This is a genomic window from Nonomuraea sp. NPDC051298 (assembly GCF_055586305.1).
In genome coordinates this window covers 72,692-90,150 of record NZ_JBVJIM010000007.1, presented here as the reverse complement: position 1 = coordinate 90,150, position 17,459 = coordinate 72,692, and the positions used below count along the sequence as shown (strand labels likewise).

General features: G+C 72.7%; 17 protein-coding genes. 11 read left to right on the top strand and 6 right to left on the bottom strand.

What is annotated here, in order from left to right; all coding sequences use genetic code 11:
- The first annotated feature begins 173 nt into the window (after window positions 1-173).
- Window positions 174-1,562 carry an APC family permease gene (locus tag ACZ6S0_RS21960; RefSeq protein ID WP_465920550.1) on the top strand — a complete coding sequence of 463 codons (1,389 nt, stop codon included), beginning with the start codon at window positions 174-176 and terminating at the stop codon, window positions 1,560-1,562.
- A gap of 39 nt (window positions 1,563-1,601) precedes the next feature.
- Here the strand turns inward: ACZ6S0_RS21960 and ACZ6S0_RS21955 are convergent, their stop codons facing one another.
- Entirely contained in the window at window positions 1,602-3,323 is a 1,722-nt protein-coding gene (locus ACZ6S0_RS21955) for a SpoIIE family protein phosphatase (protein WP_465920547.1), read from the bottom strand.
- Between the two features lie 227 nt (window positions 3,324-3,550).
- On the opposite strand from ACZ6S0_RS21955, the gene ACZ6S0_RS21950 reads away from it, so the two are divergent.
- Window positions 3,551-5,116 carry an endonuclease/exonuclease/phosphatase family protein gene (locus ACZ6S0_RS21950; protein WP_465920543.1) on the top strand — a complete coding sequence of 522 codons (1,566 nt, stop codon included), beginning with the start codon at window positions 3,551-3,553 and terminating at the stop codon, window positions 5,114-5,116.
- Window positions 5,117-5,166: 50 nt separating this feature from the next.
- On the opposite strand, the gene ACZ6S0_RS21945 is transcribed toward ACZ6S0_RS21950, so the two are convergent.
- Window positions 5,167-5,520, bottom strand: a complete 354-nt coding sequence (locus ACZ6S0_RS21945; protein WP_465920541.1) for a winged helix-turn-helix transcriptional regulator — start codon at window positions 5,518-5,520, stop codon at window positions 5,167-5,169.
- Between the two features lie 65 nt (window positions 5,521-5,585).
- The gene (locus ACZ6S0_RS21940; RefSeq protein ID WP_465920538.1) at window positions 5,586-6,803 is read right to left on the bottom strand and encodes an MFS transporter; all 1,218 of its coding nucleotides are present in this window, start codon (window positions 6,801-6,803) and stop codon (window positions 5,586-5,588) included.
- A 97-nt stretch (window positions 6,804-6,900) separates the two neighbouring features.
- Here ACZ6S0_RS21940 and ACZ6S0_RS21935 point away from each other — a divergent pair, with 97 nt between their 5' ends.
- The 4 genes from ACZ6S0_RS21935 to ACZ6S0_RS21920 all read left to right on the top strand — a co-directional run bounded on the left by ACZ6S0_RS21935 (window position 6,901) and on the right by ACZ6S0_RS21920 (window position 9,596).
- Window positions 6,901-7,278 (top strand): MerR family transcriptional regulator, encoded by a 378-nt coding sequence (locus tag ACZ6S0_RS21935; RefSeq protein ID WP_465920534.1) that lies wholly within the window; start codon window positions 6,901-6,903, stop codon window positions 7,276-7,278.
- A 19-nt stretch (window positions 7,279-7,297) separates the two neighbouring features.
- A complete protein-coding gene (locus ACZ6S0_RS21930; RefSeq protein WP_465920531.1) occupies window positions 7,298-7,927 on the top strand; it encodes a GNAT family N-acetyltransferase in 630 nt (209 codons plus the stop codon).
- A gap of 209 nt (window positions 7,928-8,136) precedes the next feature.
- Window positions 8,137-8,553 carry a hypothetical protein gene (locus tag ACZ6S0_RS21925; RefSeq protein WP_465920529.1) on the top strand — a complete coding sequence of 139 codons (417 nt, stop codon included), beginning with the start codon at window positions 8,137-8,139 and terminating at the stop codon, window positions 8,551-8,553.
- A 263-nt stretch (window positions 8,554-8,816) separates the two neighbouring features.
- Window positions 8,817-9,596 carry a TetR/AcrR family transcriptional regulator C-terminal domain-containing protein gene (locus tag ACZ6S0_RS21920; RefSeq protein ID WP_465920526.1) on the top strand — a complete coding sequence of 260 codons (780 nt, stop codon included), beginning with the start codon at window positions 8,817-8,819 and terminating at the stop codon, window positions 9,594-9,596.
- On the opposite strand, the gene ACZ6S0_RS21915 is transcribed toward ACZ6S0_RS21920, so the two are convergent.
- The 3 genes from ACZ6S0_RS21915 to ACZ6S0_RS21905 are packed head-to-tail and all read right to left on the bottom strand — an operon-like array spanning window position 9,583 to window position 11,556.
- Window positions 9,583-9,936, bottom strand: coding sequence for a DUF4180 domain-containing protein (locus ACZ6S0_RS21915; protein WP_465920522.1), 354 nt, complete (start codon window positions 9,934-9,936; stop codon window positions 9,583-9,585). The two genes, ACZ6S0_RS21920 and ACZ6S0_RS21915, sit on opposite strands and share 14 nt — an antisense overlap.
- A 35-nt stretch (window positions 9,937-9,971) precedes the next feature.
- Window positions 9,972-10,373, bottom strand: a complete 402-nt coding sequence (locus tag ACZ6S0_RS21910; protein ID WP_465920519.1) for a helix-turn-helix domain-containing protein — start codon at window positions 10,371-10,373, stop codon at window positions 9,972-9,974.
- A 34-nt stretch (window positions 10,374-10,407) separates the two neighbouring features.
- The gene (locus tag ACZ6S0_RS21905; protein WP_465920516.1) at window positions 10,408-11,556 is read right to left on the bottom strand and encodes a winged helix DNA-binding domain-containing protein; all 1,149 of its coding nucleotides are present in this window, start codon (window positions 11,554-11,556) and stop codon (window positions 10,408-10,410) included.
- 157 nt (window positions 11,557-11,713) lie between these two features.
- Here ACZ6S0_RS21905 and ACZ6S0_RS21900 point away from each other — a divergent pair, with 157 nt between their 5' ends.
- The 5 genes from ACZ6S0_RS21900 (at window position 11,714) to ACZ6S0_RS21880 (ending at window position 17,166) form a co-directional block, all read left to right on the top strand.
- Window positions 11,714-13,252, top strand: a complete 1,539-nt coding sequence (locus ACZ6S0_RS21900) for a phenylacetate--CoA ligase family protein (RefSeq protein ID WP_465920514.1) — start codon at window positions 11,714-11,716, stop codon at window positions 13,250-13,252.
- A gap of 4 nt (window positions 13,253-13,256) precedes the next feature.
- Window positions 13,257-13,703, top strand: a complete 447-nt coding sequence (locus ACZ6S0_RS21895) for a DUF4188 domain-containing protein (protein ID WP_465920511.1) — start codon at window positions 13,257-13,259, stop codon at window positions 13,701-13,703.
- On the top strand, window positions 13,700-14,827 hold the full coding sequence (locus ACZ6S0_RS21890) for a hypothetical protein (protein WP_465920510.1): 1,128 nt from the start codon (window positions 13,700-13,702) through the stop codon (window positions 14,825-14,827). The genes ACZ6S0_RS21895 and ACZ6S0_RS21890 overlap by 4 nt, the downstream gene beginning before the upstream one ends.
- The gene (locus tag ACZ6S0_RS21885) at window positions 14,824-15,789 is read left to right on the top strand and encodes a hypothetical protein (RefSeq protein WP_465920507.1); all 966 of its coding nucleotides are present in this window, start codon (window positions 14,824-14,826) and stop codon (window positions 15,787-15,789) included. Before ACZ6S0_RS21890 ends, ACZ6S0_RS21885 begins: the two co-directional genes overlap by 4 nt.
- 126 nt (window positions 15,790-15,915) lie before the next feature.
- Complete coding sequence (locus ACZ6S0_RS21880; protein ID WP_465921168.1) at window positions 15,916-17,166, top strand: RNA polymerase sigma factor; 1,251 nt, start codon at window positions 15,916-15,918, stop codon at window positions 17,164-17,166.
- The last annotated feature ends 293 nt before the right edge of the window (window positions 17,167-17,459 follow it).

Sequence of the window (17,459 nt, the reverse complement as noted above, 5' to 3'; positions counted from 1 at the left end):
TCGTCAGCCCAGTGTGACGACCTGTTCACAGATGACTGGAGGTGACCGTAAAGTGTCAGGATGACTGTCTAGATCACGAAGCCGCCGAGTGGCGTCCTCGCCTTCCGTGCCCATGACGCCGGTACATGTCCATGCAGCCCCCGGGCTGACGTACGACAAGGAACAACCCCCTCATGGCTCAGATCAGTCCTCCCACTCCCGTCGAGGCCGGCGGTGATCAGCCCAGCCTGAAACGCGTGATGGGGCCGGGCCTGTTGCTGCTGTTCATCATCGGCGACATCCTCGGCACCGGCATCTACGCGCTCACGGGCCAGGTCGCCGGCGAGGTGGGCGGCGCCGCCTGGCTGCCCTTCGCCGTCGCCTTCATCGTCGCGCTGATCACGGCGTGCTCGTACCTGGAACTCGTCACGAAATATCCGCAGGCCGCCGGAGCCGCCCTGTACGTGCACAAGGCCTTCGGGAAACACCTGCTGACGTTCCTGGTGTGCTTCGCGGTGATGTGCTCGGGCATCACCTCGGCCTCGGCGGCCTCGCGCGCCTTCGCCGCGAACCTCGCCACCGGCTTCGGCCTCGACGTGGGCAACGGCGTCATCCTCCTGATCGCCGTGGCGTTCATGCTCCTGGTGCTGGCCGTCAACCTCCGGGGCGTCGGCGAGAGCGTCAAGATCAACGTCGTGCTCACCGCGGTCGAGCTGTCGGGGCTGCTGCTGGTCATCGTGCTCAGCATGTTCTTCATCCTCGGCGGGCAGGCCGACTTCTCCCGCGTCGTCGCGTTCGAGACCCCCGCCGACAAGAACGTGTTCCTCGCGATCAGCGCCGCGACGTCGCTGGCCTTCTTCGCGATGGTCGGGTTCGAGGACTCGGTCAACATGGCGGAGGAGACCAAGAACCCGGCGCGGATCTTCCCCCGCATGATGCTCACCGGCCTCGGCATCACCGGGGTGATCTACGTGCTGGTGTCGATCTGCGCGGTCGCCGTGGTGCCCGTCGGCGCGCTGGCCGACAGCGAGACACCGCTGGTCACGGTGGTGCAGACGGCGGCCCCCGACGTGCCGATCGCCGACCTGCTGCCGTTCATCTCGATGTTCGCGGTCGCCAACTCCGCGCTGATCAACATGCTGATGGCCAGCCGGCTCCTGTACGGCATGAGCAAGCAGGGCGTGCTGCCGCCCTTCCTGGCCAAGGTGAACCTCTCCCGGCGCACCCCCCACGGGGCGATCGTGTTCACCACCGTCCTCGCCATCGGGCTCATCACGTTCGTCTCGCTGGTTCCCGACAGCCCGGTCGTGGCGCTGCTGGGCGGCACGACGTCGCTGCTGCTGCTCGCGGTCTTCGCGGGGGTCAACGTGGCCGTGCTCGTCCTGCGCAGGGACGACACCGGCGCCGAGCACTTCAACGCGGGCCGGGTCCTTCCCGTGCTGGGCACGATCACGTGCCTCTACCTGGTGCTGCCGTGGTCGTCCGGGCGTCCGGTGGGCCAGTACCAGATCGCGGGGGTGCTGCTGGCGATCGGGCTGATCCTGTGGGTGGCCACCTGGTTGTCCGGGAGAAGGAAGGCGTGACCGGCAGCGGCGCACTGCCTCACCGGTCTGGTGGGTGGGTCAGCCGCGGTTGTCCGGCGGCCACGGGAGGCGGACGGCGAGCAGGGCGATGTCGTCGATCACGTCGTGCCGCATCCGTGCGAGCACCTCGTCGCAGAAGTACGGCAGCGGCTCACCGGCGAGCGAGGCGGCGTGCATGCGCAGCCGGTTCATGCCCACCTCGAGAGGGGCCTCCATGGTCTCGATCAGGCCGTCGGTGTAGAGCAGGATGGTGCCGCGCGACGGGATCCGCACTCCGGCGTCGGGCCGGTCGGTACGCAGCCCCGTACCGAGCATCAGGCCCTGCCCCTCCTCCAGGAAGCGGGCGGACCCGTCGTCGTCGACCAGCAGCGGCGGCGGATGGCCCGCGCTGGTCCAGCGCAGCCACCAGGTGCCGTCCTGGTGCTGTTCGACCAGCGTCAGGACCAGCGTGGCCATCAGGCCGTCGGTGATGTGCGGCAGGGCGTCGTCGAGCCTCCCGACCACCAGGCTGGGCGGCGTGCGCTCGGCCCAGGCCACCATCCGCAGCATGTTCCTGATCTGCGACATCTGGGCCGCCGCCTGCAGGTCGTGGCCCATCACGTCGCCGATGACGAGGGCGGTCGCGCCGCCGGGGAGCCGGAAGACGTCGTACCAGTCGCCGCCGACCTGGGAGCCGGGGGGCGCGGGCCGGTAGCGGACGGCCACCTCCAACTCCTCGATGTCCACGATGGGGGCGATGAGGTGGCGCTGCATGGTCTCGGCGATGCGGCGCTGCTGCTCGTACATCTCGGCGTTGTCCACGGCGAGCCCGGCGCGGGCGGCGATCTCGCGCAGGAAGGCCAGGTCGGACTCGTCGTAGGCGGGAGAGGGGCCGCACCGGGCCAGGGTGAGGGCGCCCAGCACGCGGCGGGGCGTGCCCAGCGGGGCGATGATCAGCGAGGTGGCCTCGATCTCCGCCAGCAGCCCGCTGCGCGCGCAGATCGCCTCGTCGTCCAGCCCGGCCAGGTCCTGCGCGCCGAGCAGCAGCGCGGGGGCGCCGTGCAGCACCCGTACCAGCGGTGATCTGGCGGCCGTGGCCCGCGGCAGTGGGCGCTCCGCCTCCTCCCCCACGCCGCCGGGCGCTTGCCGCGAGACGACCGCGACCCGGCGCGGGGTCCCGTCCTGGTCGAGCAGGTCGATCACGGCCCAGTCGGCCAGACGGGGCACCACGAGCCGGGACAGCCGCCGCAGCGCCTCCTTCACCTCCAGGGTGGAGGCGAGCACGGTGGTGACCTCCGTCATCAGCCACAGCCGCCCGGTCAGCCGTTCCAGGGCCGTCAGGTGGGCCGCCTGTTCCCGCTCGGCGGCCTTGTGCCTGCTCAGGTCGTAGAGCAGGACCGCCCCTCCGCGGCCGCCCTCCTTGCCCAGTCGCATCGGCGCGATCGACAGGCCGAGCGCGATGAGCCCGCCGCCGCCCAGGGTGTAGTACGCCTCGTCGCTGCGCACGCTCGTGTTCGCGCTGACGGCGGCGAGATGGGGGCACTCCTCCCTCGGGATCGGGCTGCCGTCGGCGTTCCTGTGGAGCAGGTCGTGCGAGTCGGCCCCGATCAGCTCATCCGCGGAGCGGCCGAGCAGCCGCTCGGCGGTGGGGTTGACCATGATGATCTTCCCGTCGGCGTCCACGATGTAGATGCCCACGCGCAGCCCATGGAACAGCGCGCGCACGAGCTCCCCGCTGAGCTCGTGCCGCTCCTCGTGGGCGACGCTGTCACTGGTCTCCATGGCACTCCCCCTTTGACCTGCCCGGACAACGCCCGCGGGTAACGGCGGCGGCGCCACGCGTCCGGTCATCGGGATGGGTGGCTTTCCCCATCGGCCTCGTGCGCCCGCCGTGCCGGGAGCGCGGGCTCACCAGCATGTCCTCCGGCAGCCGGTCTGCTGCCACGGTCCGTACACATGATCGTCACCCGTCCGGCTCACGCTGCACGGTGTCGGTCGAGGAGGCTGGAATGCGTTGGCTCATGTCGCTGGGGATGGCGATGTTCGTCCTGTTCACATACGTCACACCCGCGTCGGCGTCGGCGTCGCCCTCGGCTCCCGCGTCCGCGGACGGCACGCTGGAGGTGGCCTCGGCGACGGTACGCGGCGGCGAGCCGATCAAGCTGACCTACGGCACCCCGCGCCCCGACCCGACCAACTGGCTCGGCCTCTACACCGACCCGGGCAACGGCCCGGTGGAGGAGAGGTACGTCGGCCCGTCGTTGCGATGGACGTACATCGCCGGGGAGCGCGGCGAGGCCACGCTGCCGACCGACGGGCTGGAGCCGGGCGACTACATCGTCTTCGCCCTGGCGCGTGACGGCTACGGGTGGCTGGCCGCGCCGGTGAAGGTACGGATCACCAGCAGCGCCCCGCTGCACTTCGTCACCGACGCCTTCGGGCTGCGCAACGCCCGCGCCATGGAGCCGTACCGGGCGGCGGTGGGCGGGCTGGTCCGCGGGGACACCGACGGGCTCACCTTCCGCAAGGTCAGCGGACCCAAGTGGATCAAGGTGTCGGCGGACGGCGAGGTCACGGGGACGCCCCGGGTGCCCGACTCGCTGCGTCCGGCGTCGCTGCGCGTCGAGGCCCGCAACGCCCGCGCCGAGACCAGCACGGCGACGATCGGCGTGACCGTCCGCCGGCCGGGCCAGGACCTGGTGCCCGAGCTGAAGGTCATGAGCTTCAACCTGTGGCACGGCGGCAGCCAGGTCGACGGCGGGCGGGAGAAGGAGCTGCGCTTCCTGCTCCGGTCGGGCGTGGACGTCGTCGGGCTCCAGGAGACCTCGGCCACGTCCACCCGCGAACTGGCCGAGGCGCTGGGCTGGGACTACCACCAGGCGGGCACCGACCTGGGCGTGATCAGCCGCTACCCGATCACCGAACGCAAGGAGCCGGTGACGGGCGGCCCGCTGTCGGTGGCGACGAAGGTCCGGGTGCGGATCGGCGAGCGCCAGGAGGTCGTGGTGTGGAACGTCCACCTCGGCTACACCCCGTACGGGCCGTACGACGCGTGCTTCGGCAAGCTGACGCAGGAGCAACTGCTGGCCTACGAGGAGCGTTCCGGGCGCACGCCCCAGATCAAGGCCGTGCTGGAGGAGATGCGGCCCGACCTGGCGGCGGCGCGGCGTACGCCGGTGCTGCTGACGGGTGACTTCAACGCCCCGTCACACCTGGACTGGACGCAGGACACCCGCCGCTGCGGGTACCCGGCGGTCCCGTGGCCGGCCTCGGTGCTGCCGGCGCAGGCGGGGCTGCTGGACTCCTTCAGGGTCGCGCACCCGGACCCGGTGTCCGTGCCCGGCGTCACCTGGTCGCCGATCTATCCGGTCTTCACCGGCGGCTACGGCTACGACTCGCACAAGGGCGAGCCCGAGCCGCAGGACCGGATCGACTTCGTCTACTACGCGGGCCCGCTGCGCGTGACGGGCTCGAACGCCCTGGTCGAAGGCACCCCCGCGCCCGTGCCCGACCACCGCGGCAACGCCTGGACCTCGGATCACGCCGCCGTGCTGACCACGTTCCGCACCTCCTGACCACCGCCTCGGGCCCGAGTCCCCCTCCTGACCCGGGCCGGGGGGCGGGGTCACTCCTGGCCGTGGGTGGGGACGAGGTCGAGCTTGCGCATGCGGTCGGCGCCCCAGCGGCCCAGGGCGCCGAGCGCCGCGTAGAGGGCGGCGCCTTCGGCGGTGAGGGAGTATTCGACCCGGGGCGGCGTCTCGTCGTAGACGGTCCGCTCGACGATCCCGTCGGCCTCCAGCTCGCGCAACTGCTGGGCGAGCACCTTCTCGCTGACGCCCGGCAGGTTTCTGCGCAGCTCACCGAAGCGGTGGACGCGCACGTCGAGCGCCCAGAGGATCAGTGCTTTCCACTTGCCCCCGACGACGTCCATCGCGGCGTCGAGGGAACAGATGTAGGGCGGGTTGCGCACTCCACTCATGCTATCGGCTGCGCGCGGGTGGCCCCGCAACGCGTCGCGGGCGGCCCTGAGCGGCCCGGCGCCGCTCAGGACAGGTCGGGCACCGGTGGCCGTCCTGGGGCCGAGGGCGAGCCGGGGAAGGCATGGCGGCGCGCCGCCACCGCGACCGCCAGAGCCACCGCCACCAGCGGGAACGCCGTCCATGGCAGCGCCCCCGCCCCCGCGCCCTCCAGCACCACCCCACCGGCCAGCGACCCCGCCGCGATGCCCGCGTTGTACACGGTCGTCTGCAAGGACGTCGCCACGTCCGCGTTCCCCGCCCCCGCCACGTTCACCAGCGCGCTCTGCAACAGCGTCGGCACTCCCCCGAACGCCACCCCCCACGCCGCCGCCGCGACCGGCACGGCGAACCCGCCGAGCACGCCCAGCACCGCCATCGCGCCCGCCACGAGGCCCAGCGCCAGCAGGAGCGTCCCTCGGGGGAAGCGGTCGATCACCGCCCCGACCGCCCAGATCCCCGCCACCGTGCCCACGCCGAACACCAGCAGCACCACGCTCGCCCGCCCGCCCCCGGACGCCGCCACGAACGGCGCCAGATACGTGTAGACCGCCTGGTGCCCCACCAGCACCAGCAACGTCACCCCGAGGACCGTACGCGCCCCGGGCACGAGCAGCACCCGCCGCAACGGCGTCCGCGCCCCCGCCCGCTCGCCGGGGAAGTTCGGCACCGACCAGCACACCCACCCGATCAGTACGACGGGCACCACGGCCAGCAGCCAGAACACCGCGCGCCACCCGGACACCGACGCCAGCGCCGCCCCCGCAGGGATGCCCGCGCACAGCGCCACGGTGATGCCCGCCGACACGATCGCGATCGCCCGCCCGCGCCGCTCGACGGGCACCATGCGGGCCGCGTACCCGACGAGCATGGCCCACAGCACCCCGCCCATGACCCCGGCCAGCACCCGCGCCCCGAAGGTCACCGCGTAGGAGGACGAGACGGCGGTCACCCCGTTGAGCACGGCGAACCCCGCCAGCGCCCCGATCAGCACCGGCCGCCGGTCGAACCCGCGCAGCAGCGCCGTCACGGGGACCGCCGACAGGAACGACGCCACCGCGTACGCCGTCACCAGGAACCCGGCCCGCCCCTCCGGCACACCCAGCGCGCCCGCGAGCTGCGGCAGCAGCCCGGCGGGCAGCAACTCGGTCATCACCGCCGTGAAGGCCGCCGCGAACAACGCCAGCAACCCCGCCCAGGGCATCCGGCGCGCACCGTTGGCACTGGCGATCACCACATCAGACATGCGACCATGCTCAAACTTTCACATCAGTGTGAAGGCAAGCCCGGCCGGACGCCCCCGCGAGGCCGGTCGGGAACGGCGGCGGAAGAACGGCGGCGGCATGAGGATCGGACAGCTCTCCGAACGCACCGGCGTGCCCACTCGCATGCTGCGCTACTACGAGGAGCAGGACCTCCTCCACCCCGAACGCGCCGACAACGGCTACCGCCAGTATCCCGAGTCGGCGGTCTACCGGGTACAGCAGATCCGAGGGCTGCTCGACTCCGGTCTCACCACGGAGATCATCCGCCGGATCCTGCCGTTCCTGGACCGGACCGACGCGATCCACCTCGATCCCCAGTGCCTCACCCCCGAGCTGGCCGGCCTCCTGGAGGCGGAGGCGGCGCGCATCCAGCAGCGCGTCGAGTGCCTGTCGCGCAACCGGGACGCCATCCACGCCTACCTCGCCGCCGTACGCACGCTGCGGAGCCGACCGTGAGCCCGCTGCGGAGCCGGCCGTGAGCCCTCTCGCGGAGCTGATCTCCGACGCCCAGAGCGGACGCTTCCCCGAGGCGGACGGGGGCCTGACGGTCGTCCCCCAGCCCTCGCCCCGCGACGTGGGCGTGCTCTCCTTCACCGCCCACGCGGTGGTCTTCGCCGACGTGGAGCCCGGCTGGATCCGCGGCCTGCTCCCGCCCGGCGACCTGTCCGCGCCGATGTCGCCGCCGTTCCTCCAGGCCCTGGCCCGCCGGACCGGCCGGGGCATCGGCACCCTGGACCTGCTCGGCCTGGCGGGGCCGCTGCCCGGCCCGCCGCCGGTCGCGCTGGACGAGATCACCGGCGGCGCGCACCCCCGGGCGGAGCGGGCCCGCCGCCACCGCGACGGCGTACGCGTGTGGACGACCGCGGACGGCGGCCTGCTGGCACTGGGGCGGGGTGTGGCGGGCCGGTGGGAGGCTGCGGTCGAGGTCGAGCCGGAGCACCGCGGGCGGGGGCTGGGCCGGCTGCTGGCCGCAGCCGCCAGGCATCTGGCCCCCGAGCCGGTGTGGGCGCAGATCGCGCCGGGCAACGCGGCCAGCGTACGCGCGTTCCTCGCGGCCGGGTACGTTCCCGTGGGCGCCGAGGTGCTCCTTCCCGGAACTCCCTGAGACCGGTATCTGCCGGGGCGTCCCGTTCGCCGGTGGGGCAAGGCAGTCATTGCGGCCGGTCCGGGCGTAGGGCCGCGACCGGTGACACCTCCGAGTTTGCTGCTCAACGGCCCCCTGTTGGGCGAAAGCGGACGTGGCGCTGCAGCTCTACCACAAGATCGCTACGTATAGTGATGGCCGATGTCACTTCGTGATTACAGGGGGAGATCATGAGAAGGACCCTCATCGCCGCCGGCGGTGCGCTGGTCACCGCGGCCGCGCTGTTCGGGACAGCCGGCACCGCGGCCGCCGACATCTGGACCGACTGGAACCACACCTACCCGCGCCACTGCGGCCTCGGTGTGAACGAGGACGTCACCTACCACCACGTCACCAAGCACGGCGTCTTCGCCGGCACCCGCGACGCCGACGGCTGCAAGCACGGCGACTGGCGCTGGGGCCACCACCACGACGGCCACCACCATCACGACGGTCACCACCACGACGGGGACCACCACCACGGGGACCACCACCACGGTTGGGGGGACCAGTGGCGGAAGTGGGAGCGGGGCAACTGGCCCACCAGCGGCAACGGCAACTGGATCGGCCACGGCTACCGCCCGGGCGCGGGCGCCCTCCTGGGCTAGCCACTTGCCGCAGTCCTGTCCCGGTGCCCCAGTGGGGTGCCGGGACCGGCGCGTGTCCGGCCCGCCCGTCCCGGTGCCCCGGTGAGGTGCCAGGACCGGCGCGTCTCCCACCTGCCCGTCCCGGTGCCCCAGTGGGTGCCCGGACCGGGGCGTCTCCGGCCCGCCCCGGCACGCGCCCGCGGATCCGGGCCGATCGCCGATCGAGCCCTCAGCCGCTGATAGCCTTGTGGCGCAAAGAATTGTCCGGCACGGGGAGTTCCGCGTTGGTCGTCTTCGCTGGCCAGGGTGATGCGCGACGGTCGATGGCGCTGCTGTGGCGCAACGGCGAGCCGGGCGAGGTACGGCCGGGCCCCAAACCGGGGCTGAGCGTCGACGCGATCGTCGACGCCGCCATCGCGGTGGCCGACGGCGAGGGCATGGCGGCGCTGTCCATGCGCAGGGTCGGCGAGCGGCTGGGCCGTACGGGCATGTCGCTCTACACCTACGTGCCGAGCAAGGGCGAGCTGGTCGACCTCATGTACGACCGGGCCCTGGCCGAGCTGCCCCGCGACTACGACGTGAGCGCCGGCTGGCGGCCGGCCGTGGCGTCGTGGGCGGAGCAGACGCTGGCCTTCTACCTGCGGCACCCGTGGGTGCTGCAGGTGTCGCAGGCGCGGCCGGTGCTGGGGCCCAACGAGTTCGCCGCGCTGGAGAGCCTGGTGGCGATCCTGCGCGGCACCGGGGCGGGGCCGCGCGGGGTGCGCGGGATGGTGGCGCTGCTGTTCGACTTCGTCCGGGGCGCGGCCACGACGGTCGCGGAGTCGCGGCTGGCCCCGTCGGCTACCGGGGTGTCGGACGAGGAGTGGTGGCAGGCGCGCTCGCACCTGCTGGAGGAGGTGGCGCCCGGGTTCGCCGCGCGCTACCCCATGGTGTCGTGGGTGGAGTCGGCCGACGACGAGCCCGGTGAGGCCGGGTCGTACACGGAGCACCGGGTCAGCGAGACGTTCTCGACGGGCCTGGCCCTGCTGCTCGACGGCATCGAGGCGGCGGTCACGGCCGGATAGGGCGCTCCTCCAGGCGGGCGGTCAGCTCCGCCGGGTCGGCCACGAACCAGATGTGCCGGCCGCGGTTGCATTCGAGCATCCAGGCGCGCAGCGCGGAACTGGCCTCGGCGTGGTGGGAGACGTCGCCGACGATGGCCAGCCCGATCCCGTAGTTGACGAACTTCTGCGCGATCTCGCCCGCCACGCCGGTGCTCAGCGTGAAGAACTCGCCGGGCAGCCGGTCGGCGGGCACGGCCACCCACGCGGCCTTCTGTGACCACACCTCACCGATGAGGTCGAGCACGTCGCGGGTCTCCCGCAGGGGCTCGCCGTGCTGGTCGTACCAGTGGATGTCGGGCATTCGCGATCTCCAGACGTCGATGACCGGGGAACGGGTCACGGCCGCACCAGGGCGTCGATGATCCGCAGGACCTGGGCGGTCTCCTCCAGCCCGCCGAGCACGATGATCTTTAGGTGCTCGCGCTCCGCGTCGTACGCGAACTCCACCCGCAGCCCGCTCGACCGGCCGGACAGCGAGCCCAGGACCATCGTGCTGACCCGGTCCATCTCGCTCCGGGAGACGCCGTCGACCTGCGCGATCGCGGACACCTCGGCGCGGCGGGGACGATCGGGCCCGGGGACCGGCAGCCCGGTGAAGGCCGCCAGGTCCTCCTTGGAGATCAGGTAGCGCTTGCCGACGCGCACGGCGGGCAGCCGCCCGTCGCGTACGTAGTTGCGCACGGTCTTGACGTGCAGACCCAGGAGGTCCGCAACCTGTTCCACGGTGTATTGCTCCATATCGCTCCCTATTATGCACCGCGATAGGGAGCGATCAGGCATGCGCCCCCACGGTGACCGTTCCGATCGTCAGGCGCGGCGTGGCCTCCATCACCGCGCCCACCCGCTCCACCTGCTCCTCCAGCTCCCGCGACTGGGCCGCGGTGAGGTCGCGCAGCGGCTCGACCGTGAGGTCCATCCGCTTGCCTGAACGCCGCTGGTGCCAGACGCCGGCCACCTCGCCGTCCACGAGCAGCACGGGGAAGTTGCCCGCCTGCCCGCCGGCCAGCGCCCGCCCCCACGCGGCACCCGGGTAGAGCAGCTCGCGGGGCCGCCCGGCCACCACGTACGCGTCGAAGTACGGCAGCAGCCGCACCCCTCGCGGCGGCTCCCCGGGCACCTCGGTGTCGCCCGCGAGCACCCATGCCGGCTGCCCCTCCAGCCGCACCTCCTCCAGCTCCACCCGCCGGAACGCCTGGGTCGCCCAGCCCACCGGCCCGCCCGCCCACTGGGCGAAGTGCGCGGGTGTGGCGGGCCCGTACGCGCGCAGGTAGTTCCTGACCAGATCGCCCGCCCCGTCACCCGCGTACGGGGCGGACGCGGCAGCAGGCGGGGCCGTGTAGGTGACCTTGCGCCCGCGACCGGCCCCGAAGACGAACGCTCCCCGGTGCGCCGCCAGGTGCATCGCCTGCCGCCAGCGCGGCCACATGCCCTGGAAGGCGGGCATGACCAGGTCTCCCGCCCACGGCCCGGTGGCGGCGACGACCGCGTCGCTCAGCTCGTCGATCGTCAGCTCGGCCCCGGCCAGCACGTCCCGGATGGCGGCCACCACCTGTTCGCTCTGCTCGGGGGTCATCCTGATCCTCGGGGAGGCGACCTGGTGCGTGGCGGGCACCGTCGACAGCGCGGCCACCCACATCGGCACGTCGCGGGACGGCAGCAGGTGCACGGTGCCGCGCGGCCCGTGCGTCTTGACCAGGCTGCCCTCCTCCCAGAGGGCCCGCCGCACGCCGGTCCTGGTCACGCCGTCGAGCCGCAGTCCGACGGACGCCTCGCCGGCCGACATCACCTGGGCGTGCGCCCCGCACATGGCGGCGACCGTCTCGGCGGGGGTCGCGGCTCCCGCCGCTCCCGCCGGTCGTGCGCCCAACCCGGCGCGTTCCAGCCGCCTCGCGCTGACCTGCGGCCATGACAGTTCGATCACCAAGTCCTCCTCGTGGTTCCGCGCCCACGGTAGGAGGAAACGCGGAAGGGGACGTGCCGCGTTGACGCCCGGACAGCGAGAGGACCTCAATTCCCGCCTTGTCGGTGAAAGCGGATGTAAAGCCATCTTTTATCCAATAGCACTAGTCTCTCCCGTCATGACCCGTCTCAGCCCCGTTCTCGGGCCGCTCACCCCCCGCCAGCGCTGGCGACGGGCCCGGCTCCAGGCGTACTCCTGGATGCTGACCGGCGCGTACCGGCTGGGCGCCCTGCACCCCGCCATCTGGCGGCTGGTCGCCCGCGGCTACCACCCCGCGTTCGACCGGGTGGCCGCCCGGCACGCCCGGGTGGCCTGCCAGTTCGCGGCCGTGGACGTGCCCGCCTACCGGCACTTCCTGCGTACGCGCGGCGCCGAGCACGCCCGCCGCCTGACCGACTTCCCCGAGACGGCCAAGCAGAGCTACGCCGCCGTGTACGACGAGGCCAGCCGCTGCCAGGAGGGCAGGCTGCACCGGCCCGGCGTGATCGTGGACGAGTCGTCGGGGTCGAGCGGCAAGCCGTACAACTGGGTACGCGGGCCGCGCGAGCTGAAGGGCGTCTACCGCAACGCCGCCGGGTACATCGAGCTGGTCTTCCCTGGCAGGCGGCTGTTCGTGATCAACGCGTACTCGATGGGCGCGTGGGCCACCGGCACCACCACCGGCACCGCCATGGCCCGTGTCGCGATGGTCAAGAACACCGGCCCCGACCTGGAGAAGATCGCCGACACGCTGGAGCACTTCGGGCCGGGCTACGACTACGTGGTGGCGGCGTACCCGCCGTTCCTCAAGCACCTGCGCGACCGCCTCGACGAGGCGGGCTTCCCGTGGGCGGACTACCGCATCCGCGGCATGGTCGGCGGCGAGGGCATGACGGAGGCGCTGCGCGACTACCTGGAGGAGCGCTTCGAGGAGGTCCGCTCCGGCTACGGCGCCAGCGACCTGACGATCGGGATGGGCGCGGAGAGCGGGTTCAGCGTACGGCTGCGCAAGCGCCTCGCCACCGACCAGGAGTTGCGCGACCGCCTGCTCGGGCCGGGCGAGCAGCGGCTGCCGATGATCTTCCACTACAACCCGCTGGAGACGTTCCTGGAGGTGAACGCCGGCGGCGAGCTGCTGTGCACCATCAACTCCAAGAGCTGCCTGCAGCCCAAGCTGCGCTACAACGTCGGCGACGAGGCCCGCCTGCACACCCTCGCCGAGGTCAGGCGGGCGCTCGGCGACGACGGCTACGAGCGCATGTGGACCGACGAGCGGATGAGCCTGCCGCTGCTGTTCCTGTACGGCAGGAAGGACTCGACGATCTCCTACATGGGGGCCAACCTCTACCCGCAGGACGTCGAGTACGGCCTCTACCAGGCCAACCCGTACGCCGCCGCGATCAACCGCTTCTGCCTGTCGCTGGAGGAGCTGCCGGGCCTGGAGTACCGGCCGGTGATCAACCTGGAGGTACGCGGCGACGTCGACGCGCGGGAGCTGGCCGCGATCTGCCGCAAGGGCGTCGTGGCCCATCTGAGCGCCGTCTCGCGCGACTTCGCCGAGTCGCTCAAGGAGGACCCGACGGCCGGCGACCTGCGGATCAAGGTGTTCGGGCCGGGCGAGGGGCCGTTCGCGAGCATGACGAAGACGAAGAACGTCTACCTGGTGAAGGACGCATAGGCACATGAGGACCACCGACTTCAGCAAGGCGCCCCCGCAGGGGCAGGCGACGGCGATGTTCGTCGGGGCGACCCGCTACCGCGGGCCGCTGTCGATTCTCACGCTCACGCTGACGTGGTTCCGCATGGTGCGGGACATGAAGCGCATGCGCGGTTACCGCTGGCACAAGGTCTACTGGGAGTTCCCGTACACGCTGGGCACGCTGGCCTTCTTCGAGGACCGCGACGCGCTGCTGCGCTTCGCCCGCAGCCGCCACCACCGCAGGCTCATGCGGTGGGTCACCGACGGCACCAGGAACGCGACCGGCGGCTACATCCGGCTCTACCAGGCCGAGCCCGAGGGCTACAGCAACGGCGTGTGGCGGGCCGAGGGCGGGCCGATGGCGCACATCGAGACGTTCACGCCGCTGTCCACGGAGGAGGGCGAGGGGCCGCGGGTGAGGCGCACGTGAGCACGTCGGGCCTGCGGCGGGTGGAGACCGCCCGCGACCTGCGGGAGTTCCTCGCCCTGACCGACCGTCTCTATCCGCGTGAGACCGGAGCGGGCGGGGAACTGGCGGGCGGGGAACTGGCGGACGGGGAACGGTTCGTGCCGCCGCTGCACGCCACCGTACGCGCCTGGCACCGGCGGGGCGTGCCGATGTACCTGCTGCGGCGCGGCGGCCGGGTGGTCGGCAGGACCACGCTGCACACCGACGCCGCGCTGGACGCCAGGCTCGGCCGCGAGACCCAGTTGTTCGGGCTGACGGAGTTCGCCGAGGAGGCGGCGGAGGAGCTGTTCGACGCGATCTGCGCGGCGGGGGCGCGCGACGGCAGGAAGGCGGCCTTCGGGCCCGTCTCACTGCTCCCCAACCAGGCGGGCGGGGTCATCACCTCCGGGTTCGGCGAGCGGGGGTTCATCGACAGCGCGTGGAACCATCCGTACTGTCCGGCCGCGTACGAGGCGTACGGCTTCGTCCGCCGCTTCGAGTCCGACACCTGGATCTGCCCGGTGCCGGACGAACCGGTCTTCACCTTCGACGACGGGCGCATCGCGGCCGAGGAGCTACAGGTGCACCGGGGCGACCGGCGGCGGGTGAAGGAGCAACTGCCGATCCTGCGGGGCATGCTCAACGCCAGTTTCGCGCGGCTCGGCTACTACACCGAGATCTCGGCCGAGCAGCTCGCGGCCCAGACGGACGGGCTGGCGCACCTGCTGGACGAGGCGCTGCTGCTGTACCTGACGAAGGCGGGGCGGCCCATCGCGTTCGTGCTGTGCCTGCCCGACATCTCGGCGTTCGTGGCGGGGGTCCGCGGCAACCTGCACCCGCTGCACCAGCTCCGCCTCCTGGCCACCCGCTCCCGCTACCGCCGCGAGGCCGTCCTCGTCGTCAAGGGCACGGTCCCGGACGAGCAGGGACGCGGCTACATGCGCCTGCTCTCCCGCGAGCTGCACGAAGGGCTGCGGCGGGGCGGCTACCACACGCTGCGCAGCACGTACGTGGAGCGGACCAACCCCGGCTCGGCCGCCCAGTACCTCGCCATGGGCGGCCGTCCGCTGCACGGCTACACGTTCTACGACAGGGAACTGGCGTGAGAGAGCTGCGGGCGCTCGAGCCCGACTTCTGGCGCGCGCCGAGCGCGCACAACACCCAGCCGTGGACGCTCGCCTACGCCGGGGACGAGGCGGCCGTCGGCTGGGACCCGGCCAGGGCCCTGCCCATCAGCGACCCCACGGGCCGCGACCTGCGGCTCAGCCTGGGGGCGTTCGTGGAGTGCTGCCTCATCGTGTGCGCGGACGCGGGCCTCGCCGTCGCCTTCCGCCCCGACCCCGGCCCACGGCGGGTGGGCTTCCTGTACGCGGCCGGGCGGCGGTACGAGACGCCCTTCACGACGGCGGACGTGCGGGCGAGGGGCGTCAACCGCGGCGAGTACCACGCGGGACGGCTGCCGGAGGAGCTGGCCGCCACACTGGAGGGGACCCGGCGGCTGCCCTGCCGCGACCTGGCCGACCTGCTGCACGCCGCGGACCTGCGCCAGTTCGGGGACGGGGAGGTGACGCGGGAGCTGCGCGACTGGCTGCGGCTGACCCGGCGGCACCGACGCTACCTCCTCGACGGGCTCAGCGACCGGGCCCTGGCCCTGACCAGGGCGCAGACACTGGGCCTGCGGGCCTCGCTCGCGCTCTACCCGGCGCTGCGGCGGCTGGGGCTGCCCCGCGCGCTGGCCGGGGCCTCCCGCGGGCTGCTGGACTACGACGGGGACGTGCTGGTGCTGGTCGGCCCAGCGGTGGGCGGGGTGGACGGTGCGGCGGAGGGCGGAGCGGACGGCCCGGTCGGGGGCGGGGTGGAGATGGGACGCCTGCTGATGCGCCACTGGCTGCGGCTGTCGGCCCTCGGTTACACCACGCATCCGCTCAGCCAGATCATCGACTGCGAGCCGACCCGGCGGGAGCTGGCGGCCCGGCTGGGCGTGGCGGACCCCCGTACGCTCCTGCACGTGGCCAGGGTGGGCCGCCCAAAGACGACCGCCGCCCCGTCCGCCCGCCTCAGGACCTGACCGCTTCTGCGCTCCGGCCGGTGACGCGGCCCTGGATCGCTGAAATGCCTTGGCAGGTGGGTTGTGAGCTGGGGTTTTCCGGATGGTCGCACTCCCGCGGGCCCTAGGATGAGGTCCGTGAAGGACGTGCTGCGGGGTGAGCGGGCCGACGACGTCGAGCGCCTGCTGCGCGAGCTGGCGCCGCAGGTCCTCGGCACGCTCGTACGGCGTTACGAGCAGTTCGACACGTGCGAGGACGCCGTCCAGGAGGCGCTGCTGGACGCCTCGGTGCAGTGGCCGGAGCAGGGCCTGCCGGACAACCCGCGGGCCTGGCTGATCACCGTCGCCTCCCGCCGGGTCATCGACCACATGCGCAGCGAGCACGCCCGCCGCCGCCGGGAGGAGAGCGTGGCGGCCGGCGCGCCCGCCGACGAGTCCGTGGTCCCGGCACCCGGCGAGGACCGGCCGGCGGACCAGGACGACACGCTGACGCTGCTGTTCCTGTGCTGTCATCCGTCGTTGTCGCAGGCGTCCCAGCTCGCGCTCACGCTGAGGGCAGTGGGCGGGCTGACGACGGCGCAGATCGCCAGCGCGTTCCTGGTGCCGGAGGCGACGATGGCGCAGCGCATCAGCCGGGCCAAGCAGCGCATCAGGTCCAGCGGGCTGGAGTTCCGGCTGCCGCCGGAGGGCGAGCGGGCCGACCGGTTGCGGGTGGTGCTGCACGTCCTGTACCTGATCTTCAACGAGGGCTACACCGCGACCTCCGGGCCCGAGCTGCTCAGGGCAGACCTGACGGCCGAGGCGATCCGGCTGGCCAGGGCCGTGCACCGGCTGCTGCCCGGCGACGGCGAGGTGGCGGGGCTGCTGGCGCTCATGCTGCTCACCGAGGCGCGCAAGGCCGCCCGTACCGGTCCGGGCGGCGGGCTGATCCCGCTGGCCGAGCAGGACCGTGGCCTGTGGGACCACCGTCTCGTCGACGAGGGCGTGGAGCTGGTCACCAAGGCGCTGTCGACCACGGCCGTCGGCCCCTACCAGCTCCAGGCGGCCATCGCGGCGGTGCACGACGAGGCGCCCAGCGCCGGGGAGACCGACTGGCCGCAGATCCTCGCCCTGTACGACCTGCTGATGGGCGTCGAGGACAACCCGATGGTCAGGCTCAACCACGCGGTGGCCGTGGCCATGGTACGCGGGCCCAGGGCCGGGCTCGGCCTGCTCGACGACCTGGCCGCCGACGAGCGCATGGCGCGGCACCACCGGCTGGCGGCCGTGCGCGCGCACCTGCTGGAGATGGACGGCGACGCGGCGGCCGCGGTCGAGGCGTACCGGGAGGCCGCGCGGTTGACCACCAGCCTGCCGGAGCAGCGGTACCTGGAGCACCGAGCAACCAGACTGTCTTGACGGGTCAGGCCCGCGGTCGCCGCCGGGCCGTACGCGCCGCGTGCCGGTGGGCCTTCCACGAGCGCGGGCCGGCCCTGGTCGAGTGGCGGGCGGAGGTCGGCAACGTGGCCGAGGCCAAGGCGAATGAGCTACGCCGACTCCGAGGCCGTCTTCAACGACCGCGCCGAGACCGTGCCGATCGAGCAGGCGGTGGTCGACGAACGCGGCCGGATTGAGCAGCGCCAGGCTGGGGAAGCGACGCGTCATGGTGTGCGTCAGCGCCCAGGTCACGCCTTCGACGCGGGGGTGGAAGG

Bases quoted from the DNA above. Each gene is read 5' to 3' on its own strand.
- ACZ6S0_RS21960 (WP_465920550.1), top strand. From the start codon at position 174: ATGGCTCAGATCAGTCCTCCCACTCCCGTCGAGGCCGGCGGTGATCAG.
- ACZ6S0_RS21955 (WP_465920547.1), bottom strand. From the start codon at position 3,323: ATGGAGACCAGTGACAGCGTCGCCCACGAGGAGCGGCACGAGCTCAGC.
- ACZ6S0_RS21950 (WP_465920543.1), top strand. From the start codon at position 3,551: ATGCGTTGGCTCATGTCGCTGGGGATGGCGATGTTCGTCCTGTTCACA.
- ACZ6S0_RS21945 (WP_465920541.1), bottom strand. From the start codon at position 5,520: ATGAGTGGAGTGCGCAACCCGCCCTACATCTGTTCCCTCGACGCCGCG.
- ACZ6S0_RS21940 (WP_465920538.1), bottom strand. From the start codon at position 6,803: ATGTCTGATGTGGTGATCGCCAGTGCCAACGGTGCGCGCCGGATGCCC.
- ACZ6S0_RS21935 (WP_465920534.1), top strand. From the start codon at position 6,901: ATGAGGATCGGACAGCTCTCCGAACGCACCGGCGTGCCCACTCGCATG.
- ACZ6S0_RS21925 (WP_465920529.1), top strand. From the start codon at position 8,137: ATGAGAAGGACCCTCATCGCCGCCGGCGGTGCGCTGGTCACCGCGGCC.
- ACZ6S0_RS21915 (WP_465920522.1), bottom strand. From the start codon at position 9,936: ATGCCCGACATCCACTGGTACGACCAGCACGGCGAGCCCCTGCGGGAG.
- ACZ6S0_RS21910 (WP_465920519.1), bottom strand. From the start codon at position 10,373: ATGGAGCAATACACCGTGGAACAGGTTGCGGACCTCCTGGGTCTGCAC.
- ACZ6S0_RS21900 (WP_465920514.1), top strand. From the start codon at position 11,714: ATGACCCGTCTCAGCCCCGTTCTCGGGCCGCTCACCCCCCGCCAGCGC.
- ACZ6S0_RS21895 (WP_465920511.1), top strand. From the start codon at position 13,257: ATGAGGACCACCGACTTCAGCAAGGCGCCCCCGCAGGGGCAGGCGACG.